Source organism: Comamonas sp. FUJ_7, from assembly GCF_057369555.1.
Genome location: NZ_JBXXZI010000005.1, coordinates 214,737 through 236,764, shown reverse-complemented (window position 1 = coordinate 236,764; position 22,028 = coordinate 214,737). Strand labels below are relative to the sequence as shown.

The 22,028-nt window shown below is 59.0% G+C and carries 23 protein-coding genes; 7 read left to right on the top strand and 16 right to left on the bottom strand.

All coding sequences use genetic code 11. The features are described from left to right. Positions 1 to 307: 307 nt before the first annotated feature. Entirely contained in the window at positions 308 to 748 is a 441-nt protein-coding gene (locus tag AC2I9W_RS09795) for a hypothetical protein (protein WP_486409779.1), read from the top strand. A 139-nt stretch (positions 749 to 887) separates the two neighbouring features. Here AC2I9W_RS09795 and AC2I9W_RS09790 read toward each other — a convergent pair whose 3' ends face one another. The 5 genes from AC2I9W_RS09790 to AC2I9W_RS09770 all read right to left on the bottom strand — a co-directional run bounded on the left by AC2I9W_RS09790 (position 888) and on the right by AC2I9W_RS09770 (position 4,125). Further along, positions 888 to 1,847: an AEC family transporter gene (locus AC2I9W_RS09790; protein WP_486409778.1), complete on the bottom strand. Its 960-nt coding sequence runs from the start codon at positions 1,845 to 1,847 to the stop codon at positions 888 to 890. A 143-nt stretch (positions 1,848 to 1,990) separates the two neighbouring features. Next, a complete protein-coding gene (locus AC2I9W_RS09785; RefSeq protein WP_158388997.1) occupies positions 1,991 to 2,350 on the bottom strand; it encodes a hypothetical protein in 360 nt (119 codons plus the stop codon). A 79-nt stretch (positions 2,351 to 2,429) separates the two neighbouring features. Further along, the gene (locus AC2I9W_RS09780) at positions 2,430 to 2,828 is read right to left on the bottom strand and encodes a roadblock/LC7 domain-containing protein (RefSeq protein ID WP_158388995.1); all 399 of its coding nucleotides are present in this window, start codon (positions 2,826 to 2,828) and stop codon (positions 2,430 to 2,432) included. Next, positions 2,825 to 3,391, bottom strand: a complete 567-nt coding sequence (locus AC2I9W_RS09775) for a GTP-binding protein (protein WP_486409777.1) — start codon at positions 3,389 to 3,391, stop codon at positions 2,825 to 2,827. The genes AC2I9W_RS09780 and AC2I9W_RS09775 overlap by 4 nt, the downstream gene beginning before the upstream one ends. Then, on the bottom strand, positions 3,388 to 4,125 hold the full coding sequence (locus tag AC2I9W_RS09770) for a hypothetical protein (protein ID WP_486409776.1): 738 nt from the start codon (positions 4,123 to 4,125) through the stop codon (positions 3,388 to 3,390). Before AC2I9W_RS09770 ends, AC2I9W_RS09775 begins: the two co-directional genes overlap by 4 nt. 280 nt (positions 4,126 to 4,405) lie before the next feature. Here AC2I9W_RS09770 and AC2I9W_RS09765 point away from each other — a divergent pair, with 280 nt between their 5' ends. The 3 genes from AC2I9W_RS09765 (at position 4,406) to AC2I9W_RS09755 (ending at position 8,143) form a co-directional block, all read left to right on the top strand. Beyond that, a complete protein-coding gene (locus AC2I9W_RS09765) occupies positions 4,406 to 6,478 on the top strand; it encodes an ATP-dependent helicase (RefSeq protein WP_486409775.1) in 2,073 nt (690 codons plus the stop codon). 114 nt (positions 6,479 to 6,592) lie between these two features. Then, positions 6,593 to 6,916, top strand: a complete 324-nt coding sequence (locus tag AC2I9W_RS09760; RefSeq protein ID WP_486409774.1) for a hypothetical protein — start codon at positions 6,593 to 6,595, stop codon at positions 6,914 to 6,916. A gap of 51 nt (positions 6,917 to 6,967) precedes the next feature. Beyond that, positions 6,968 to 8,143: a phospholipase A gene (locus AC2I9W_RS09755; protein ID WP_486409773.1), complete on the top strand. Its 1,176-nt coding sequence runs from the start codon at positions 6,968 to 6,970 to the stop codon at positions 8,141 to 8,143. A gap of 7 nt (positions 8,144 to 8,150) precedes the next feature. Here AC2I9W_RS09755 and AC2I9W_RS09750 read toward each other — a convergent pair whose 3' ends face one another. From AC2I9W_RS09750 to AC2I9W_RS09715, 8 genes are all read right to left on the bottom strand, one after another. Continuing rightward, complete coding sequence (locus tag AC2I9W_RS09750) at positions 8,151 to 8,813, bottom strand: GDSL-type esterase/lipase family protein (protein WP_486409772.1); 663 nt, start codon at positions 8,811 to 8,813, stop codon at positions 8,151 to 8,153. 116 nt (positions 8,814 to 8,929) lie between these two features. Then, positions 8,930 to 9,322, bottom strand: a complete 393-nt coding sequence (locus tag AC2I9W_RS09745; protein WP_486409771.1) for a RidA family protein — start codon at positions 9,320 to 9,322, stop codon at positions 8,930 to 8,932. 3 nt (positions 9,323 to 9,325) lie between these two features. Next, a complete protein-coding gene (locus tag AC2I9W_RS09740) occupies positions 9,326 to 9,772 on the bottom strand; it encodes an acyl-CoA thioesterase (protein ID WP_486409770.1) in 447 nt (148 codons plus the stop codon). 88 nt (positions 9,773 to 9,860) lie between these two features. Further along, entirely contained in the window at positions 9,861 to 11,483 is a 1,623-nt protein-coding gene (locus AC2I9W_RS09735) for a benzoate-CoA ligase family protein (protein ID WP_486409769.1), read from the bottom strand. Between the two features lie 63 nt (positions 11,484 to 11,546). Beyond that, positions 11,547 to 12,710 (bottom strand): acyl-CoA dehydrogenase family protein, encoded by a 1,164-nt coding sequence (locus AC2I9W_RS09730; RefSeq protein ID WP_486409768.1) that lies wholly within the window; start codon positions 12,708 to 12,710, stop codon positions 11,547 to 11,549. A gap of 1 nt (position 12,711) precedes the next feature. After that, complete coding sequence (locus AC2I9W_RS09725) at positions 12,712 to 13,566, bottom strand: enoyl-CoA hydratase family protein (RefSeq protein ID WP_486409767.1); 855 nt, start codon at positions 13,564 to 13,566, stop codon at positions 12,712 to 12,714. A gap of 153 nt (positions 13,567 to 13,719) precedes the next feature. Further along, complete coding sequence (locus AC2I9W_RS09720) at positions 13,720 to 14,490, bottom strand: SDR family NAD(P)-dependent oxidoreductase (protein ID WP_486409766.1); 771 nt, start codon at positions 14,488 to 14,490, stop codon at positions 13,720 to 13,722. A 117-nt stretch (positions 14,491 to 14,607) separates the two neighbouring features. Beyond that, positions 14,608 to 16,920, bottom strand: coding sequence for a bifunctional salicylyl-CoA 5-hydroxylase/oxidoreductase (locus AC2I9W_RS09715; RefSeq protein WP_486409765.1), 2,313 nt, complete (start codon positions 16,918 to 16,920; stop codon positions 14,608 to 14,610). Positions 16,921 to 17,036: 116 nt separating this feature from the next. Here AC2I9W_RS09715 and AC2I9W_RS09710 point away from each other — a divergent pair, with 116 nt between their 5' ends. Both AC2I9W_RS09710 and AC2I9W_RS09705 read left to right on the top strand, forming a co-directional pair. Beyond that, positions 17,037 to 17,561, top strand: coding sequence for a MarR family winged helix-turn-helix transcriptional regulator (locus tag AC2I9W_RS09710; protein WP_486409764.1), 525 nt, complete (start codon positions 17,037 to 17,039; stop codon positions 17,559 to 17,561). 94 nt (positions 17,562 to 17,655) lie between these two features. Next, entirely contained in the window at positions 17,656 to 18,078 is a 423-nt protein-coding gene (locus AC2I9W_RS09705) for a hypothetical protein (protein WP_486409851.1), read from the top strand. A 54-nt stretch (positions 18,079 to 18,132) separates the two neighbouring features. Here the strand turns inward: AC2I9W_RS09705 and AC2I9W_RS09700 are convergent, their stop codons facing one another. Next, positions 18,133 to 18,603, bottom strand: coding sequence for a universal stress protein (locus AC2I9W_RS09700; RefSeq protein WP_486409763.1), 471 nt, complete (start codon positions 18,601 to 18,603; stop codon positions 18,133 to 18,135). Between the two features lie 120 nt (positions 18,604 to 18,723). Between AC2I9W_RS09700 and tgt the strand changes: the two genes are divergently transcribed. After that, positions 18,724 to 19,896, top strand: a complete 1,173-nt coding sequence (gene tgt / locus AC2I9W_RS09695; protein ID WP_486409762.1) for a tRNA guanosine(34) transglycosylase Tgt — start codon at positions 18,724 to 18,726, stop codon at positions 19,894 to 19,896. Positions 19,897 to 19,951: 55 nt separating this feature from the next. Here tgt and AC2I9W_RS09690 read toward each other — a convergent pair whose 3' ends face one another. After that, complete coding sequence (locus AC2I9W_RS09690) at positions 19,952 to 21,100, bottom strand: serine endopeptidase (protein WP_486409761.1); 1,149 nt, start codon at positions 21,098 to 21,100, stop codon at positions 19,952 to 19,954. A gap of 71 nt (positions 21,101 to 21,171) precedes the next feature. Then, positions 21,172 to 22,023, bottom strand: coding sequence for a DUF2145 domain-containing protein (locus AC2I9W_RS09685; RefSeq protein ID WP_486409760.1), 852 nt, complete (start codon positions 22,021 to 22,023; stop codon positions 21,172 to 21,174). Positions 22,024 to 22,028: the final 5 nt, after the last annotated feature.

The following is a 22,028-nucleotide window of genomic DNA, read 5'->3' as shown; positions in this document are numbered from 1 at the left end:
GACAATGCCTTCGCCGCGAGGCGGCTCTTGCTTGGCATCCCTCGCTTAAGGGAATTCTTGAATTAACGCTTACAGCCTAAACAGCGGCTTGCGCTTACTGGGTGTGCGCAGGCCGCTATTGTTTTTGCCTGGATTGTTTCACTGCGAGCGGCTCTGATGTCGGAGCTTCAACATCGAATGTCGGCGACCACGCCGATCCGGCCACTTGACGATGATTCACCATGCCTTCAGGCAAAATCCAGACGATCAGGGCAAACGTGGCATCAGGTCCGCCGGAAAGCCCAACTTGAAGAATGGAACAGCATCAATGGCACTGACGAAAAAGGGCGATCTCATGTACGGCACGACGTCCGGAGACACCCAAGCCGAGCTACGCAGCTACAGCATTGCAAATCGACATGAGGCCGTCCGGTTTGCCTCGTCCAAATGCGATTGCGGGTGCCGGACTTTTGCGCTGCAGACCGATGAACAAGCCGGCGTGGCAGTCCGCACCTGCACCGACTGCGGGCAGGAACACCTGATGGGCGACAGCGCGGACTACGTTGAAGAGGCCGCTCCCGAGGCGCACGAGTGCGTGTGCGAGAACGAAGTGTTCGAGCTAGTGTCCGGCGTTTCCGTGTACGAGGGAACACATGATGTGCGCTGGTACTACATCGCTTGCCACTGCGTGGAATGCAATTTGGTTGGGGTCTTCGCAGACTGGAAATGTGAAGCGGGTGATGCAGCGGCTTTCCTCGCCAAGGTATGAGCACCCCGCAGAGCTCCTGCTCGCAGACTCGAACAATAACAACTGAGCGATAGCGACCATTTAACCTCAGGGCGGTTCAAAAAGCGATCAAAACAGCGGCTTGCGCTTACCAGACAAGCGCAAGCCGCTATTGTTTTTGCTATGTCATCAACGCTACGGCTGCTGAGAAGGTCAGAAAAGCCAAGCTGGTCGAGACCAGAATGATTCTGGCCACGCGGCCGCTGTGGGCGCCGTAGCGTTCGGTCAACAGCGATACATTGCTGGCCGACGGCAGGGCAGCCAGCAGCACCAGCACAACCAATGTTTCATGGCTCAGCGACAGGCCCATGGCGATGGCACCCATGCCCACGGCCCAGACCAGCAGCGGGTGAATGATGAGCTTGGCCAGCGCAACCGGCACATAGTCACACACCGCCACGCGTTCGTGGCTATTCATTTGAGAACGGGCCAGTACGGCGCCGATGGTGAACAGGGCGACGGGCGATGCAGCACCCGCCAGCATGGCCACGGTTTTGTCCACAGGCTCTGGCAGAACCCAACTCATAGCGGATGCCAGCCCGCCCAGCAAAATCGCCCAAGGCATGGGGTTAGAGAGCATGCCTTTGAGGGAGTTGCGCACTGCCGTCCAGACACCGCTTCGACCTTGTCCGCCAGCAAGATCCAGGCGAGAGAGTGCAATACAGGCCGAGGTGGTGATGACCATGTCGATGGCCATGGTGACGATGACCGGACCAGCGCTTTGTGCGCCCAGCAGCGCCACCAGCATGGGCACGCCCATGAAGCCAGTATTGGGGAAAGCAGCCACCAGTGCGCCAAAGGCGGCGTCGTTCCAGCCCATGCGCTTGCGGGTCAGCGCCACCGTCACGCCCACCATCAGTACGGCGCACAGCAGATAGACGGCGGTGACGTTGGTGTCCAGCAGTTGGTGGATAGGGGTTTGCGCGCCAAAGCGGTACAGCATGCAGGGCAGCGCGAAGTACAGCACAAAGGCGTTGAGTCCTGGTATGGCTGCTTGCGGCAGCACGCCGCGCCAGGTGGCGATAAAGCCGCAGGCCACCAGCGCGAAGAAGGGAAAGGTGATGAGGAGAACGGACAGCACCCGCAAATTGTGAATGCACAGCGGTGAAATAGCGCTCTTTGCTCACCTGAAATTATTTGCAGTCAGCCGTCGCACACAGCGATGAGCGCAGCCACAAAAAAGCCTGCTCCAGGCAGGCTTTGTTTCACAGGAATCCGGGACGCTCAGAGCTTGAGTTCCTTTTCCACATCCATGGTCTTGCGACGGGCCAGCGCCAGGTTGGCACGCGTCTTGTCCAGAACCAGATAGAAGAACACGCCCTCATGCGCACTCACTGGACGAATGATGTGGTACTGCTTGCCCAGAGTGATCAGAATGTCGTCGATCTGATCATTGAGGTTGAGCATGCGCATGGTCTTGAGCTTGGCACGCACCACTTCCGTATTGCCTGCTGCTGCAAGCTCCATATCGACACCACTGCCGGCGCTGCCCATCAGCATGCCGCTGGTACTGTCGACAAGAGCTGCACAGACAGCTCCGTCAGTCATCATCAGAGCGTCCAGAGAATCTTGAATAGAGGCCATAAATCCACCTTATAGAAAGCAAGACAAGGAACCCGCACACAGACTGTGCGCCCACCCTAACCTCAGAACCTCACCTCAATCAGGGCAGATACCCTGTAGAGACCTCGCCTGCCGCCCAAAGCGCGCGGCCCAGCAAAGCGTTCTGATCCACCACCAAACAAAGAACTGCCGGAAAAGAGCCGTTCACCGCCTGGAAGACCACCGTGCCTGACTCCGTCTCGAAAGTCAGGCGCCTACAGTCTTTGTGTCCGATTTCATTGGCCACAGCCTTGGCCATGGCCATGAGCGAGCCCGCCATGGCGGACAGGCGCTCGGTCGGTAGCTCGCTGCGAATGCGCAGCGCCGTAATCTCAAAGCCATCGGGCGTGCAAAGCAACGCGATATGCACACCCGCAACAGGCGCAACGACACGCGTCAGGATTTCCTGACCGGCCTCGACTGCGTGGGCCGGAATAACAAGAGGACTATTGGTTTTCATAAATTCTGACTTTGCAAGGACAACAGTGATGCCAGTACACCCAGGGCATCCAGCATCTGCTGACGATCGCGGGGATCGGCCTCGACAAGAGGAACAATGTCATGCCCTTTGGCCTGCAACGCTGCACTGAACGCTTCCAGCTGTGTACCACTGGCCGAGCGGCAGCTGAGAATGATCATCAGCGGGGCTGTCTCCAGTTCAGCCACGCCCCTGAGCATTTCAGAAGCGTAATCCACCGCAGCGGCATCATTGACGTCCAGCATCAGCAGCGCACCTACTGAGGCAGAGAGCACCCAGCGGCGCACAAAATCAAAGCGATCCTGCCCTGGACTTCCGACCAGCTGCAAACGTTCCCCCGATCCCAGGTCAATCTCCCCAAACTCAGCCCCCACGGTCGTGAAGTCCTTAGAGTGTGCGGCCTTGTCAAGATTGGGCACGTCGCTGCCAGCCATCAACTGGCCGCACAAACTGCGCAGCGCTGTGGTCTTGCCTATGCCCATGGGGCCCAGCAGGCTCACCCGCAGCAAACCCTGGCCGGGCTGCATGGGGATAAAAGATGTCATGTACGTCCTCCGCGCGTAATCCAGCCAGTCAGTTTGCTCACCCACTGACGCGTCACCGAAGTGGCCGGCTGCGTTTTTGTTGATTTCTGTGCTGCAACCAGTACCTGCTGCGTACGCAGACTGCACTGCAGCACAGTTTGCAGCTGGGGCAGTGCCAGTAGTGTTAGCAACTGCGGCAACTCAACCCCGGAGTGCTCCTGCAGTGACTTCACATCGATAGGGCCACGCGACAAAAGTGCCAGTACACGCATGTTCTGAGCTGTGTTGGCCCCCATAGGCAAAGCAATCCAAGACTTGATCTGGAAGCGGTGTGGACACTCAAGCCCCTGCTGCTTCAAATCTTCCAGAGCACGCTGCAGGGTCAAGGTCACACTGGCTTTTTGCCGCGCTCTCCAGTCCATGAGGAACACTGCTGCACGATCCAAAATATCGATCAAATCGGATAGTGTGAAGTCCACATCCAGATGCGCTGCCCAGCCTTGAGCAGATCGTCCCAAGGGCTGTGAAGCTGCCTCGCCACCAACGTAGACCACACAGGGAACACTGACGCCATCCCTGAACTCCACTGGTGCGAATCCTTCAATCACCAACACTTCCGCCGCCTGTCTTGGTGTCTGGCGCCAACCGGACAGCGACTTGCGCCCAGCCACAGAAAAAAGTGTTTCAAAGCGCTGCTGCACAGCAGGCGTCCACAATTCTGCGGCCAAGTTCACTTCACCAATGGTTCTCGCCATGCAAGCACCCCAACTATTAAAGAAAAAGCAATCAATTCACATCAAACGATAGCAAATTTGCTTGATTTATTTGCAATGGAAGCCTGCATTCCACAATTCTTCACACTAATCCAATAACACCTTATTACAACAATTATTCAAGCTTACTTACGTGATTGCTGTAGTCAAAACGCTCGCGGAGCCCCTCTTTTTTGTCAGTTGTGAGAGAGGCCATCAGGTCTTTTCACAGTGAAGCGGTATGCTCCCAGTCCTTGTTTTTGTTGATGGGTCACTCTGCTTCATGTCTGCTGGTCTCAACCTCGCTCAGCTTCAGGCCGTGCATTACACCGAAGGGCCTTGCCTTGTTCTTGCAGGAGCCGGTTCTGGCAAGACCCGCGTCATCACACACAAGATCGGCCGACTGATCGAGACCGGTCTGGCCCCGCGCCGCATTGCCGCCATCACGTTTACGAACAAAGCCGCCGCTGAGATGCGGGAGCGCGCTGCGGGCCTGATCGGCCGTCAGGCCAAGGAGGTGCTGATCTGCACCTTCCACTCGCTGGGTGTGCGCATGGTGCGCGAAGATGGCCATGCGCTGGGGCTCAAGCCCCAGTTCAGCATTCTGGATACCGATGACGTCACCGGCATTCTCAAAGACTGCGCTGGCGGTACCACCGATGTCGCGACGGCCCGCCAGTGGCAATGGACCATCAGCGGCTGGAAGAATCAGGGCTGGGACAGCCGCAAGGCCCTGGCCATGGCCCAGGACGATAACGAGCGCAGCATCGCCCTCATCATGCAGCGCTATGAGGAGCGGCTGACCGCCTACCAAAGCGTGGACTTTGACGACCTGATCGGCATGCCCATGCGACTGCTGCGCGGCCACCCAGAGGTGCGCGAGAAATGGCAGCGCCTGCTGGGCCATGTGCTGGTGGACGAATATCAGGACACCAATGCCACTCAGTACGAACTACTGAAGATGCTGGTGGGCGAGCGTGCCCATTTCACCGCCGTGGGCGACGATGACCAGTCCATCTACGGCTGGCGCGGCGCCACGCTGGACAACCTCAAAAAGCTGCCCATCGACTTCCCGCAGCTCAAGGTCATCAAGCTGGAGCAGAACTATCGCTCCACCAGCGCCATCCTGCGCGCCGCCAACAATGTGATCGGCCCTAATCCCAAGCTGTTCCCAAAGACACTGTTTTCGGAGCTGGGCGAGGGCGAGCCCGTGCGCATCGTGGACTGCGACACCGAAGAGCATGAGGCCGAGCGCGCCGTCGCCCGCATCCAGAGCCTGCGCGCCAACATGAACCCGCAGCCCGCGTGGAAGGACTTTGCCATCCTCTACCGCGCCAACCACCAGGCCAAGCCTTTCGAGAAGGCCCTGCGCAAGGCCAATATTCCCTACAAGGTCTCGGGCGGCACCAGCTTTTTTGATCGCGCCGAAATCAAGGACCTGTGCGCCTGGTTCCGCCTCTGGATCAACAACGACGACGACCCGGCGTTTCTGCGGGCCATTGGCACGCCCAAGCGCGGCATAGGCCACACCACGCTGGGCAGGCTCGGCGAGTTCTCCTCGGCCCACAAGCTCAGCATGTTTGGTGCGCTGTTCAACGCCATGCTGGAGGAAGCGCTCCCCCGCAAGGCGTTCGAGAGTCTGCTGGAGTTCGGCCGCTATATCAACGACCTGGAATACCGCGCGCGCCACACGCTGGGCTTTGAGGCATCCCGTACTTTTCTGATCGACTGGCTCAAGGAAATTGGCTACGAACAGTATCTGTATGACAGCGAGGACAGCGAATCCGTCGCCGCTGCACGCTGGAGCAATGTGCTGGAGTTCTGCGACTGGATGGCCCAGCGCGCTGGCGGTCAAATAGAAGACGCTGCCGGAACCAGCACCCAGACCGAGGTCAAGAGCCTGCTAGAAGTCTCGCAGAACATTGCCCTACTCTCCACCATCAGCGAACGCGAGAAAGAGCAGGACATGGTGGTGCTCTCCACCCTTCACGCCTCCAAGGGTCTGGAATGGCCCCATGTCATGCAGGTCGGCGTGACCGAGGGCATGCTTCCCTTCAAGCTCGACGATGACGATGGCAAACAGCAAAAGGTCAGCGACGATATTGCAGCGCGACTGCAGGAAGAGCGCCGCCTGATGTATGTGGGTATCACCCGCGCCCAACGCACGCTGGCCGTGAGCTGGACCAAGCGTCGCAAAAAAGGCCGCGAAATGGTGGCCTGCCAGCCCAGCCGCTTCATCAAAGAGATGGGGCTGGACGCCGCCACCGCCAAGGAAGATCCGCGCGAGAAACTGCGCAAGCTGCGCGAAGAGTTTGCTGCACGCAAGAATCAGGCAGCGCCAGGCGCCGCCAACTAAAGACTCGACATGACCTTGAAAACTCTGATTTTCATAGCTGCCAGCGCTTTATCTATCAGCGCTTGGGCTCAATTTGACTCAAACTCTGCCAGCACTTGCCCTCAAGACTGGCAAATGACCGACAAGCAGTTGCAAGGTGAGTGGATAGGCTCTGTCACCGGCAGTGACGAAGCCGCACGCATGGTGCTGGGCCCCCATCCCGAATGGGATGGCAATGTCAAAGGCAGCATCAACCGCCCCGGCAGCAGCTACCCCATGGTGGGCGATTTGAACCAGGGAACTGTCACTCTCGAAGAAAGTGCAGATGGCTCACGCATCACCGGCACCTGGCTGGGCGAAGTGGTCGAAGGCAGCTGCGGTACAGAAATTCACGGCAGTTACCTGGAGGGAGAAAATGTTCCACCGCGCACCTTCATCATGCGCAAGGCCCAGCCTTGAGCTGGGCTGTGTGATGCTTGTCGCAAGGCCGCCTGTGCATTGATTGATTCCATGAGTTCTCGCCTCCATACCCTCCATCCTCTGGCTCTTGGCATCGGCCTGGGGCTGATCAGCGGCCTTCAGCCCGCCAGCGCCAGCGGCACTGAACTGCCTGCTCCAGAAAGCTGGCAGCAATGCGCTGCGACCACCAGCAATACCGACCGCCTGGCCTGCTTTGATGCCTGGGCTCTGCAGCAAAACCCGGATATTGCCCCTCCCGCCTCCGGCTGGAGCGCACCCTCAGCCAGTGCATCCACAGAAGCTACGCCTGCAGCAGTGCCTGTGATTACAGCCACTGCCAGCGATGGCCTGGGCCTGTCGCCCACCAACGGCGGCTGCCGTGACCCTCGCTACTCCGAAATCTCTCGCTACTACGAGCTTGAGCCAGGCTCCGACTGCGGCACCTTCAACTTCCGTGGCTATCGCCCCATGTCGGTCTCGGTGGTCATGGGTGACGAAGTCAATCAGCAGCCTTATTCGCCCAGCCGCGGCTTTGCGACCGAGCAGCCTTATCAAAAGCATGAAATGCGGCTGCAGCTTTCAGCCCGTACCAAGATTGCTTCGGGCCTGCTGACAGGCCCCACCTCGCAGGGCAAGGATTCGCTGTGGTTTGGCTACACCCAGCAGTCGTATTGGCAGCTGTTCAATAGCGAAATCTCGCGCCCTTTCCGCACCACGGACCATGAGCCAGAAGTCTTTTACGTCTACCCCACCGATGCCAAGCTGCCCTTTGGCTGGCGCTGGCGTTATTCGGGCATAGGCCTTGTCCACCAGTCCAACGGCCAAAGCGAGCCCCTTTCGCGCAGCTGGAACCGCTGGTATCTGATGACCGGTGCCGAGCTGGGCAACCGCTGGCAGTTGCACGCCAAGGCCTGGCAGCGCATCAAGGAAAGTGCTCTGGAAGACGACAACCCCCATATCCAGGACTACATTGGTCGCGGCGAAATCAAATTGGGCTGGAACGTCAACGCGCAAAACTATCTGGGCATCACCGCCCGCGGCTCACTGGGCAAGGGCAAAGGCTCTGGCCGTATCGAATGGCTGCGCACTCTGGGTGAAGGCTGGAACGGCGGCAAGAGCAATCTGCGCCTGCATATGCAGCTTTTCAGTGGCTATGGCGACAGCCTGATCGACTACAACCGCAAGCGCACGATGCTCAGCGTAGGACTGAGCCTGCTGGACTTCTAACGAAGGCTCAGCCGGCCAGAAAGCCCGAAGCTCTGAGCTGCGTCTCCAGCAGCTCGACAAACCGGGCGTAGCCTGCCGCGTTGGCATGCACCTGATCGGCGCGCATAGCGCTATTGCCCAGCACCTCGCTCCAGGCTCCGGACAGCAACGATACCTTGCTGTCCTTGGCCAGGGTTTGATAGATGGAGTGGTCTTTCATGCGCCCCGTCAAAGCGGCGCTCAAGCTCAGCTCCGGCACCGCCACCAGCAGCACAGGCACGGCCCTTGCTTTGCACAGCTGCAGCATGCGGCTGATTTCGGTCTGCACGTCTTGCTCGCTCTTGCGCTGCAACCAGTCATTGCCACCGGCGCACAAAATCACCAGTGCCGGCTGATGCTCATCGAGCAGCCCCGGCAAGCGATCCGCAATCTGGCAGCTGGTCTCGCCCGAGACACCAGCATTCACCACCTTCCAGCCTGTACGCTCGGCCAGCACATGGGGGTAAGCAGTCTCTGCGCTGGCACCCACGCCTTGCGTCAAAGAGTCCCCCAGGGCAAGCACCGTGGCTCCAGTGGGCACTGCCGCAGCCTTGGGTGCTTTCTTGCCACAGGCAGCCAGCAAAGCACCGCTGGCTGTCAGAACAGCGGCGGCACGCACGGCTTGAAGAGCCTGGCGACGGGATAAATCCATTCTCGGCATGACACCTCACAAAGAAAAAAGTGGGACAAGCATAGTCTGAGAGGCACGGCAGTCATAAAAAAGCCGCTGCACATTGGATGCAGCGGCTGCCAGCAATGCTTTGTGAATCAGTCCGGCACCACGGCCGTTACCTCAATCTCCACCTTGGCGCGATCTTCGATCAGGGCCGCCACCTGCACCGCAGTCATGGCAATGTTGAAGGAGCCAATCACCTCTCGAAAAGCCTTGCCGATCTCGGCCTGCTGCGCCAGATATTCCTGCTTGTCGGTGATGTACCAGGTCATGCGAACAATGTGCTCGGGCCTGGCATCACCAGCGGCCAGCACTTCGACGATGTTCTGCATGGCCTGTCTTGCCTGCAAGGCCAGATCATCGGTATGAAACTGAGCATGCGCATCCCAGCCAATCATGCCCGCCACATAGATTTGACGACCACTCACGGACACGCCATTGGCATAACCCTTGGGCCGGGGCCAGCCCGGCGGCAACAACACTTGCATTGTTCAGCTCCTTTTTTCCATAGCGTGGGATGTACTCAGCCATTGCTCAATGGCATGGCGAATCGGTTGCGACGCACTGATGGCCTGATGGGTTTGCAAGCTGGTGAAGACCAGCACTTTCTGCGCTGAAACGCGCAACTGTCCGTCCGGGCCGGAGCAGTCCAGGCTCAAGGTCAGCGAACGCTGGCCCAGCTTCTCAACCGCCAGCCCCAGGCGCACCGTTTCCCCCATGCGGGTGATAGCGCGAAAGTCACACTCCAGATGCACGATGGGCAGGCCGATCTTGTCAATCTGCAGCATGTCCGCATAACTCACGCCCAGCGCCTGGTTAAACCAGTCTTCCACCAGCCCGTTAAACAGCACAAGGTACTGCGGAAAGAAAATAATGCCCGCCTGATCGCAGTGCGCAAAGCGAATCGGCACCTGCGTAGAAAAGCGTTGAGAAGTCATTGACACAGCATTGACACCTAAAAAATTGAATGAAATCAGGCTCTAGCGCATACCCATCAAGCGCAGCTAGCTCTTACATCAATAGCACTCAAACCTCATGCAAGCGAAAGCGCTGCAGCTTGCCTGTGGCCGTGCGCGGCAACTGCTCGACAAACTGGACAGCACGCGGGTACTTGTAGGGCGCAGCCGCCTGCTTCACAAAGTCCTGCAGCTCCTGCACCATGGCCGCGCCCGCCGCATAGTCGGGGCGCAGCACCACAAAGGCCTTGACGATCTGGCCGCGCTCGCTGTCGGCCACACCGATCACCGCACATTCGGCCACGGCCTTGTGCTGCATCAGCGCCTCCTCCACTTCGGGGGCGGCAATGTTGTAGCCGGCCGAGATGATCATGTCGTCCGTGCGCGCCTGATAGACGAAGTAGCCCTCCTCATCCACCAAATACGCATCGCCCGTCAGGTTCCAGCCCCGGCTCACATACTTGGTCTGGCGGCTGTCGTTCAGGTAGCGGCAACCTGTAGGCCCTTGCACGGCCAGCTTGCCCACGGTACCCGCTGGAACTTCATTGCCATCGTCGTCCACCACCTTGGCGCGATAGCCGGGCACGGCCTTGCCCGTGGCTCCGGGTTTGGCCTCTTCTTCGCGGTGCGAGATAAAGATGTGCAGCATCTCGGTAGAGCCTATTCCGTCAATGATTTCAAGGCCTGTGGCCTCCTTCCACAGCGCCCGGGTCGAGGCGCTCAACGCCTCGCCAGCCGACACGCATTTGCGCAGACGGGTGGCGCGTATGCGCTCGCCCTGCTGGGCCATGGCTCGGTAGGACGTGGGCGCAGTAAACACCACGGTGGCACCGAATTTCTCAATGCCCTCCAGCAGAAACGGCGGGCTGGCTTTTTCCAGCAGCGCCATGGACGCACCAATCGCCATGGGAAACAGCACCTGTCCGCCCAGCCCGAACGTGAAGGCCAGCGGCGGGCTGCCCATGAACACATCATCCGCATGGGCTCGCAGCGTATGCTCAGGCCAGCAGGCACAAACCGCCATCACATCGCGATGAAAGTGCATGGTGGCTTTGGGCACGCCCGTGGTGCCCGAGGTAAAGCCCAGCAGGCAGGTGTCCGTCGCAGCCGTATCCACGGCCTCAAAAGTATCGGCGCTGCGCTCCATCAGCTGCTCCAGCGCATCGGGCTCGCTGCTGTTGAAATAGCACAGCGCCTTGAGCGTTCTGGCTTTTTGCTGCGCACCCTGCACCTCGGTGCGCAGAGCAGCATCGCACAGAGCATGGCTAATCTGCGCAATATCGATGATGGTTGCCAGCTCCTTGGCCCGCAGCAGCGGCATGGCTGCCACCGCGATGCCTCCAGCCTTGATGACGGCAAACCAGCTGGCCACCATCATGGGGTTGTTGGGCGCGCACAGCAGCACGCGGTTGCCGGATATCAGCCCCATTTCATGGACCAGCACATTCGCGATGCGGTTGACCTTGTTCTGCAGCTGCGCATAAGTCCAGCGCAGGCCTTCGGCCTGAATGCAAAGCCTGTCGCCACGGCCTTCGGCCACATGGCGATCAAGCAGCTCTGCAGCGCAATTCAGGCGCTCCGAAAATTGCAGCTCGGGCAACTCAAAAATGAATTCGGGCTGTTGCTCGGGCGGCGGCAAATGATCTGCAGCAAAGGTATCGGTATGCGCGCTGTATGAAACGGTGTTCGACATGACTCCAACCTCTCAAGCAAATTCAAGCAAAAACAGGCTCTAGCGCTTTACTGGAAATGGGTATCAGCTATGACTTTTGACAAGGTCACGGCCAATGATGAGCTGCTGCACCTCGGTCGCGCCTTCATAGATGCGCAGGGCCCGAATCTCCCGGTACAGGCGCTCCACGGGCTGCTCGCTGACCACGCCCAGGCCGCCCCATATCTGCACGGCCGCGTCAATCACCTGCTGGGCGTTTTCCGTCGCCACCATCTTGGCCATGGCGGCCTCTCGCGTCACGTTTTCGCCCGTATCGCGCTGCCAGGCTGCGCGATAAGTCAGCAGCGCCGCGCTGTCGATTTGCGTGGCCATCTGCGCCAGCTTGGATTGGATCAGTTGAAAATCTGCCAGTACTGCGCCAAACATTTTTCGGCTGGTGGCGCGCTGCAAAGCTTCATCCATGGCCCTGCGCGCAAAGCCCAGCGATGCAGCGGCCACCGAAGTGCGAAACACATCCAGCGTGCGCATGGCAACCTTGAAGCCCTCTCCTGCAGCTCCCACCAGCTGCGTGGCCGGCACACGGCAACTGGTGAATTTCAGCCGCGCCAGAGGGTGTGGAGCAATGACGTTGATGCGCTCGGCAATTTCAAAACCCGGCGTTTGCGCATCCACAATCAATGCAGACAAGCCGCGCGAGTCCAGTGCCTCGCCCGTGCGCACAAATACCACGTAAAAATCGGCAATACCGCCGTTGGAAATCCAGGTCTTCTCGCCGTTGATGACGTAGTCATCGCCGTCCCGCACGGCCTCGCAAGTCATGGCCGCTACATCCGAGCCCGCCTCCGGCTCGGAGAGCGCAAAGGCCGCTATCGCCTCACCCCTGGCTACGCGGCTCAGGTAATGGCTTTTCTGCGCCTCCGTGCCCGCCAGCGAGATCGCTCCCGAGCCCAGCCCCTGCATGGCAAAGGCAAAGTCGGCCAGACCGCTGTGGCGTGCCAGGGTCTCCCGGATCAGGCAGATGGCCCGCGTGTCAATCTGCTCACCCGCACCGCCATAAACCACACCCGCCACAGCGTGGCGCAGCCAGCCCGCCTCTCCCAGTGCTTTGACCAGTTGCCGACATTCGGCATCCACATCCGGGGCATGAGCCTGGGAGATGTTTTGCGTAGCCCAGGCATCCAGCGACTGCGCCAGCCGCTCGTGATGCATGGCAAAAAATGGCCACTTCAGATAACTGCTGTCTGCCATATCAGTTCCCCTCAAACACCGGTTTTTGCTTGGCCACAAAAGCGTGATAGGCACGCGAAAAGTCCTCGGTCAGCATGCAGAGGGCCTGTGCCTGTGCTTCGGCCTCAATCGCCTGCTCAATCGTCATCGCCCATTCCTGGTGCAACATGGTCTTGGTGATGCCGTTGGCAAAACTGGGGCCAGCCGCCAGATCGGCGGCCAGCTTTTGCGCGTCGGCCAGCACGCTCTGCGGCTCGCTCAGGCGGTTGAAGAAGCCCCAGCGCTCGCCCTCTTCGCCGCCTAGGCTGCGCCCTGTGTAGAGCAACTCGCTGGCCCGGCCCTGACCAATGATGCGCGGCAGCATGGCGCAAGCCCCCATATCGCAGCCCGCCAGCCCCACGCGGTTGAACAAGAATGCGGTCTTGCTGCGCGCCGTGCCCAGGCGCATGTCAGACGCCATGGCCATGATGGCGCCCGCACCGGCGCACACGCCATCAATGGCCGCAATGATGGGCTGGGGGCAGTTGCGCATGTTCTTGACCAGCTCACCCGTCATGCGGGTGAACATCAGCAACTCCGGTGCCTTGAGGGCGACCAGCGGCCCGATGATTTCATGCACATCACCGCCCGAGCAGAAGTTGTCACCCGCCCCAATCAGCACCACGGCCTTCACATCGGTGGCCCATTTGAGCTGGTGAAACAGATCGCGCAGTTCGGCGTAAGACTCAAAGGTCAGCGGGTTTTTGCGCTCTGGCCGATTAAGCGTGATGGTGGCCACGCCATCCACCACTTGCCACTGAAAATGCTTGGCTTGGTAGGCCGCCAGCGGCTTGTGGTTGCCTGCAGCCAGGCCGGGGTCAATTGCGTAATTGCTCATCACAAAATTACTCCTCATTCTGTTGACCATCCGCGAACAGCGCAGGGCCTAAGCCAGTGGCACCGAGCAAGGGCCGCCCCGCAGCGACGGTGTCGTCCCCTTCCGCTTGCGAGAGAGGGAGAAGCCGCACAGCGGCTCAGGGGTGCTGCGCGTCTACATCACTTCGCCGCCAGCGACGGCAATGGATTGACCCGTAATCGCACTCGCGCCTTTGCCGCACAGCCAGAGCACGGTGTCTGCCACTTCCTGCGGCTGTACCAGTCGCCCCTGCGGGTTGGATTTAACGAACTCGGCCAGAGCTTGCGCCGAAGTACGGCCTGTCTTGGCCACCACGCGGTCTATGCTGTTTTTGACAATCTCGGTTTCGGTATAGCCGGGGCAAACGGCATTGATGTTGATGCCACTCTTGGCGTACTCCAGCGCCAGTGCCCGCGTCAGCCCCACCACGCCATGCTTGGCAGCCACATAGGCCGCAACATAGGCATAGCCCACCAAACCAGCCGTGCTGGCCACATTGACGATGCGCCCCCAGCCCGCTGCAGCCATGGCGGGCAGCACCTGCTGCATGCAGAACATGGTGCCACTCAGGTTGACCGCCAGCATCTGCTGCCAGAGCCCAACATCCATCTTCGTGAACGGTGCGCTGCTGGCCTGCCCGGCGTTGTTAATCAAAATATTGATAGCACCTTGCGCTTGTACTGCCTGCTCAAACGCAGTTTTCACCTGTAATTCATCGGCTACATCGGCCAGCACCATCCGGCACTGTTGTGTGTGGTCTGCCAGTAGCTTTTGCAATGGCTCAGCACGCCGCCCCAGCACGGTGACGCGCGCGCCCTGTGTCAGCAACTGGCGGGCAATCGCTTCGCCAATTCCCTGGCCTGCGCCGGTCACCAGCGCATGCTGATCGTTGAGATCACTCGCCACTTCGTTCTCCTTACCCCAGCAAACTGACTTACTCCTACCCGGCTACACCGAAGGTTTTGCCCCCCTTCCTCGCGCAGCGAGTAGAGAGGGACAGGCGCGCAGCGCCTCAGGGGGGCCTCATTTCAAGGCCTTTTCGCGCTCGAACAGCGACTCCATCTGGCGCTTGCCAGCGAAATACTGCTTGGGCCAAACGATGGGCGTATAGCCAATTTTGGCGGCTTCTGTCAGCGTCCATGCGGGGTTGGCCAGATGCGGACGGGCCACAGCACAGAGGTCGGCACGACCGGCGGCGATGATGCTGTTGGCATGATCGGCCTCGCTGATTGCACCAACCGCCATGGTGGCAATTCCTGCTTCCTGACGGATGCGGTCGGCCAACGGGGTCTGGTACATGCGGCCGAACACCGGCTTTTCGCGCTTGCTGACCTGGCCCGATGAACAGTCGATCAAATCGGCTCCAGCCTCCTTGAAGGCCTTGGCAATCAGTACAGCATCCTCTGGAGTGATGCCGCCCGGCACCCAGTCATGGGCAGAGATGCGCACCGACATGGGCTTGCTCTGCGGCCAGACAGCACGCATGGCTTTGAAAACTTCCAGTGGATAGCGCAAGCGGTTGTCCAGACTGCCACCGTACTCATCCCCGCGCTGGTTAGTCAGGGGAGAGATAAAGCTGGACAGCAGATAGCCGTGTGCACAGTGCAGCTCCAGCCAGTCCACATCAATGTCAGCCGCCATTTGCGCAGCCCGCACAAACTGCTGCCGCACCTCATCCATATCGGCACGCGTCATGGCTTTGGAGGTCTGGCTCACACCTTGCAGGTACTGCTGCTCGGATGCCGCCATGATGGGCCAGTTGCCCTGCTCCAGCGGCAGGTCCGTCCCCTCCCAGGCCAGCCGCGTCGATGCCTTGGCTCCCGCATGACCGATCTGCATGGCGAACTTGGCGTCGGTGTTGGCATGAATCCAGTCGCTGATGCGTTTCCAGCCTTGTTTCGCAGCCTCGCTATAAGTGCCGGGGCAGCCTGGCGTGATGCGCCCCTCTGGGCAGACACAGGCCATCTCGGCAAACACCAGGCCTGCTCCACCCAGTGCACGTGCCCCCAGGTGTACGAGGTGAAAGTCGCCGGGCACGCCATCAACAGCCGAGTACTGCGCCATGGGCGAAACCACGATGCGGTTCTTGAGCGTGAGACCACGCAAGGTGTAAGGCAAGAACATGGGTGGCGGTGCCTTGCCATCAAGCGCAACACCATTTTTTTCGGCCAGCCATTGCTCATAACCACCCAGCCACTGGGCATCACGCAGGCGCAGGTTTTCATGACTGATGCGCTGGCTGCGCGTGAGCATGGAGTACATGAATTGCTCGGGTTCCAGCTGATCGCAATAGCGCTGGCCGCAGACTTCAAACCACTCCATGGCATTCCAGGCTGCATTCTGAATACGCAGCGTCTCCACGCGACGCACCTCCTGGTAAGCAGCCAGCACCTCAGGAATATGCTCTGCCGTATCGTCCGCCAGCTTGAATTGACGCGCCAGCTCGATGGCATCTTCAATCGCCAACTTGGTGCCGGAACCAATGGCAAAGTGGGCTGTGTGTACCGCATCCCCCATCAGCACCACATGGCTGCCCTGGCGGTTTTTCAGCCACCACTGCTCACAAACCACGCGCTGAAAATTGATCCAGGCCGAGCCACGCAGATGACGGGCATTGGTCATCAGCTTCTCGCCCTGCAGGTTGTCCGCAAAAATCTTTTCGCAGAAGGCAATGGACTGCTCTTGATCGGCCGTATCAAGACCGCTGGCCTTCCAGCACTCCTCTGTTGTTTCGACAATAAAGGTTGAGGTCTGGTCGTCGAACTTGTAGATATGCGCCTGAAACCAGCCATGCGCTGTGCGCACGAAGTCGAAGGTGAAAGCGTCGTAGATCTTGTTCGTACCCAGCCAGATGAAGCGGTTGGGGCGAGTGATGATATCGGGCCTGAAGATGTCGGCGTACTTGCCGCGTATGCGCGAATTCACGCCATCGCTGGCAATGATGAGATCGGCATCGGCATAGTCCTCATCGCTTTGCACATCGGTTTCGAACACCAGTTGCACACCCAGATGCTCACAACGCGCCTGCAGGATGTTGAGTAAATGCTTGCGGCCAATACCGACAAAGCCGTGGCCGCCAGAACGAATCCGGCGCCCTTTGAACAGCAGCTCGATATCGTCCCAGTGATTGAAAGCCTGCTCTATCTGCGCAGCTGTCACCGGGTCCCACTCGCGCATATTGTCCATGGTGGCATCGGAGAAGACCACGCCCCAGCCAAAGGTGTCATAGGGCTTGTTGCGCTCAACCACCGTCACGTCATGCGCAGGGCTCATCTGCTTCATCAGCAGTGCGAAATACAGTCCGGCGGGGCCGCCACCAATGCAGACAATTTTCATCTCGGCGATCCAGTGCAGGCTCGTTGGAAATTACTTTATATCTAAATTATTAATGCTTGAAATTGTCACTAAAATCCGGTCTAACCCGGAACCTCAAACGCGCTATCTTGCTCACCATGCAGACCATGGAACAACACCCTCAGGACTCATCCATCGACAAGCCTGAAGCGCTTGGCCGTGAGGCAGGCCTGTCTCACTCTGATCATCAGGCTGTTCGCCTCTGGCTGCGCCTGCTGACCTGCAGCACGCAGATAGAGCAGGTCATTCGCAGCCAGCTACGCACCGAGTTCAACACCACGCTGCCGCGCTTTGATTACCTGGCGCAGCTCAGTCGCTTTCCCAAAGGCCTGCGCATGAAAACGCTGTCGGAGTATCTGATGGTCACCGGCGGCAACATCACCGGACTCACTGACCAGCTGGTCGCAGAAGGCTGGGTTGAGCGCGTGGCCGATGAAGAAGACCGTCGAGCCATGACCGTGCGCCTGACCCGCGCCGGGAAAAAGCAATTCAAGGCCATGGCCAGTGCACACGAGCTATGGCTGGAGCAATTGCTAGCGCCATTGGGTAGTGAAAGCACTCACGACTTGTATGAGCACCTAGGACAGTTGCGTGTGGCACTCAGCCAGCATGAGAAAGTCTGAGCGAAGCAAGGTATCGATTTCTCACGTTTTCATGGAGAATGCCCTGCACGCAATCCTGCGCATCACAGGCTTGAGGGTATGGCCCATGGATTTAATGCATCTGCGATATCGGCTCAGATCCGGGCACTACTATCTCTACGACATGCGTGATGCGCCCAGTGCCGTCACGGGTGAGCGTCCTTACCGCCTCAAACTTGAGCTGGTTGCCATTGCCTTTGACCGTATTACGGGTTGCATACATCAGCATGGTCACCCCACACGCATCAACTCCTGGGCCGTGGGAGCGCAACGCCGCCTGCGCATTGCTGGCGACTGGGAGGGGGCAGACCGTCTGGTTGTCGTCTCCGGCCCGCTCCCCGAAGAAGAAATCAATAAATGCCTGTGCGTGCAAGGCTATTGCCGCTGGCTACTGATGCGGCTGACGCACATCCCGCATGGCAAGTTTGGCGCTCATCGATCCAGCCATCGCAGTACGTGGCAAAGACATGAATCCAGCCAGCAGCGTCGCGCTGCCTGAATTCATGCCAAATGGATAAAAAGCCTTTCCAGTATTAGGAAGGCAGCTATCCAATTAGGAGTCCGTCTCCTCAACGGCGTCGGGCATCTCCAGCACCTCGGGCATTTTCACAATAGTCACAGGTAAGCGGCTATGGCGCGCTACAGCTCGCGAGACCGAACCAATCAAAATACTGTCCAGACCGCCTTTACCAGTGGCACCGATGATGATCTGATCGCATTCGTTGCTATCGGCTATATCGATCAAGGTATTGGCCTCTTCTCCCAGGCTGATTTCCACCTCGTAAGAAGCTCCTGCAGCCTTTAGCAAATCCTGGGCAGGAGCAACCAAGTCCATTCCGGCATCGATACTGGCATTGGCAATCAGGTCCGAGTCTGTTGTCGCCAACTCCAGCAAAGACGCTTCTTTCTGCACATGAGCTATCACAAAGTGAGCATTCAGCCCGCTCTGCAAAAGCCGGATGCCATAACGCACAGCCTCCAGGGAAACTTCTGAACCATCCACTGCAATCATGATCTTGAACATGGCTACCTCCTGTTGTCCTGCACACCAGTGTAGGCCTGCATAGAAAAGACGGGGGACTAATCTGGGGCAAGCAGTGACTATTGCAGCAGTGCTTGCAGGCATCTGGGAAAATAGCGCCCTATGCTGCAGTTTGACCTTCTCAAAACCGACCCAACCAGCCACGCTCGCCGTGGCACGTTGACCCTGAACCACGGCAAGGTTCAGACTCCCATCTTCATGCCCGTGGGCACCTATGGCACCGTCAAGGGTGTGATGCCGCGCAGCCTGGAGGAAATGGGCGCGCAAATCATTCTGGGCAATACCTTCCACCTGTGGATGCGCCCTGGTCTGGACATCATGAAGTCCTTTGGCGGCCTGCATGGCTTTGAGAAATGGGACAAGCCCATACTCACCGACTCTGGCGGCTTCCAGGTCTGGTCGCTGGGTTCCATGCGCAAGATCACCGAGGAAGGCGTGCACTTTCAGAGTCCCGTCAATGGGGACAAGCTCTTCATGTCCCCCGAAGTCAGCATGCAGATCCAGACGGTGCTGAATTCGGACATCGTGATGCAGCTGGACGAATGCACACCCTACGAGACCAACGGCAAGAAGACGACCGAAGCCGAAGCACGCAAATCCATGGAGATGAGCCGCCGCTGGGCCAAGCGCTCCAAGGACGAGTTCGAGCGCCTAGAAAATCCCAACGCTCTGTTCGGCATCGTGCAAGGCGGCATGTTCACCAATCTGCGCGAGGAGTCGCTGCAGGCACTGGTAGAGATGGACTTTCCCGGCTATGCCGTGGGTGGCGTTTCCGTGGGCGAGCCCAAGGACGAGATGCTGGAAATCATGGCCTACACGCCACATCTGCTGCCTGCCAACAAGCCCCGCTACCTGATGGGCGTGGGCACGCCAGAAGACCTGGTGCAGGGCGTGGCCGATGGCGTGGACATGTTCGACTGCGTGATGCCTACCCGCAATGCACGCAATGGCACGATCTTTACGCGCTATGGCGACCTGAAGCTGCGCAACGCGCGCCATAAGACCGATCACCAACCAATTGACACCACCTGCACATGCCACGCCTGTGCAGGCAAGAGCGGCATCAGCTGGGATCAGGGCGGTCGCGACGGTTTCAGCCGCGCCTACCTACACCATCTGGACCGTTGCGGCGAAATGCTTGGCCCCATGCTGACCACCATCCACAACCTGCATTACTACCTGAACCTGATGCAGGAAGTGCGTGATGCACTGGATGCCGGTACGTTCGAGCAGTTCCGTACTCAATTCAAGGCAGACCGTGCCCGCGGCGTCTGATCCAAGCCTGCTGCAGCAGCCCCCTCAAAAGCCAGAGCAAGCCTCTGGCTTTTTTCTACCGTTGGCCTTCCGGCTCACCTCCAACGCCAGGGCCACTTCTTACACCGCGGTTGACGCTTGCGTAGCCTCCAGCATCCTCATGGGTGGACGACTCCTGTCGAGGCTTCACCTCCTTTTTAGAAGCCCCGCAGCTGTGGCAAAAGCGAGAGAATGCGCTCTTGCGAGTGTGGCAGTTGCCACAGTGGTCGAACAAGCCGATGCCGCAGTGGGGACAGAAGTCGATCTCGGTATTTTTCAAATCCACTGGGCGCTCGCAACCCGGGCACACGCTTTTGGATAAACGCTCCAGCGCCACGTCATAGCCGAGCTCCTCGCGACGCTGCACTTCGGGCATGGCCTCGCGCAGCTTTTGCTTTTCGAGATAGCGATTGAGCGCAATGATGGCGTAGCGCCCCAGCAGCACCGTGACCACAATGCCCACGATGTAGCGCACATAGCCGCCATAGTCGGGCAGATAGGGCACCAGCTCCACAAAGAAGGCAAACAGCGCAAAGAAGATAAAGCCCCAGACAAAAGGCCACCAGGTGCCTTGGCGCTTTTGGGCAAACAGCCAGCCCGCCACTGCCAGCAAAGGCAAGGTGAGTGCCAGACGGAACAAAAACACTCGCAATTCGCTGGCACGCATGGCCGATTGCCACTCAGGGTAAGCGGCATCACGCAACTGTCCCATCTCCACTTCGGCACTGGAGACCGCCTGCGAGGCAGCGAGACTTGATTGCTCCTGCTTCTCCAGCTCTTCGCGGGCCTTGTTTTCGGTCTGCTTGATATCGTCCAGCACCTTGGTGCGCGCCAGCAGCTCCGCATCCTGATCGGGCCTCTCGGTGGCCCGACGCGTAGAGACCCAGTTCTCAAACGTGTCACGCGCTGACTGATAGCGGGCGCGCTCGGCGTCGTATTGCAGCTGTGCCTTGTCACGCGCCCGACCGGCCTGCTGCGCCAGAGACTGTGCTTTGTCGATTGCAGCCTGCACACGCTGCGCATCAGGCTCTGGGATGAAATGCTCAACCTCCAGCGCCGTATTGGGCTGGGGCAAGTTCCCCACGATCAGGCTGCCTAACCCAATCAGAAAGAAGGCAAAGGCAGCCGCAACCAGCCACAGACCACGGCGAAACCACTTTTCCGGCAATCGCAGGGATTTACTCATACTCAGTCACTCCTCAATCCATAGCTGCAAGTGCTTTCCCCCACTGCGCCAGAGTCCGATTTCATTCAAACTCAACGAACTTCTCGAACCTCTGCAGCCAGTTGACTACGCTGCAGCCAACGGGTCACAGAGTCCACTGTCACCGTCTCGATACGGCTTGCATAACGTTTGTCATTGGGGTGGTCATCAAACGCAATATTGGCGGCGGTCATACGGCCACCCAAACGCGAAAATGCACGAATGATGAGCGAGCTGGGCTCGTACCCCTGTGCCTGCAGCCAGCTTTGGGCCTGCGCACGGTTTTGGATTTCGGCAGGGTTCATGGCCGCTGCCAGCGTCTCTGTAGCCCACTGGTTGGACTGCTGATACTTCTGCCCCCAGGCGTAGCTCACCATGCTGTAAGGCTCGTTTTGCAGGCGCAGCACCGTTGGCTGTGTCAAAAAACTCCATAGAGCCTTTTGCACGGCGGGCTTGGGCACCTGGATAGCGGCCGTATAGCTCCACATATCATCCAGAAAAAACTCCCCCAGACCCTGGCGATAGATATGACCGCCTGCGGTGCCACACTCATTGAGCTTGTGGGCCACACGCCAGGCACCTTCTGGCGTACGGTAGGCCCAGCCGTAATGCGAATATTTGAGTTCGTACTTGCTCAAGTCCTGGCCTTCGCGTGCCAGCAGCACGACCTGGGTTCCATTTTTCTGGTACTCGGCATTCAGGGCCTTGGCCGTATTCAGAGCCAGATTCAAGCCCTTGCTCATGGTCTCGGCCGTCAGTGGCTTGTTATCGCAGCTGCGGCCCGCATGCGCAGAGCCACCCCAGGCGATCAAGGCCGCCCCCAGCATCAGAACGGCGGTGCCTGGCAAAGGACGACGGTGGATTGGCAAAGGCAACATGGTCTGCACAACAGAAGCTTGTTCCATGGTGT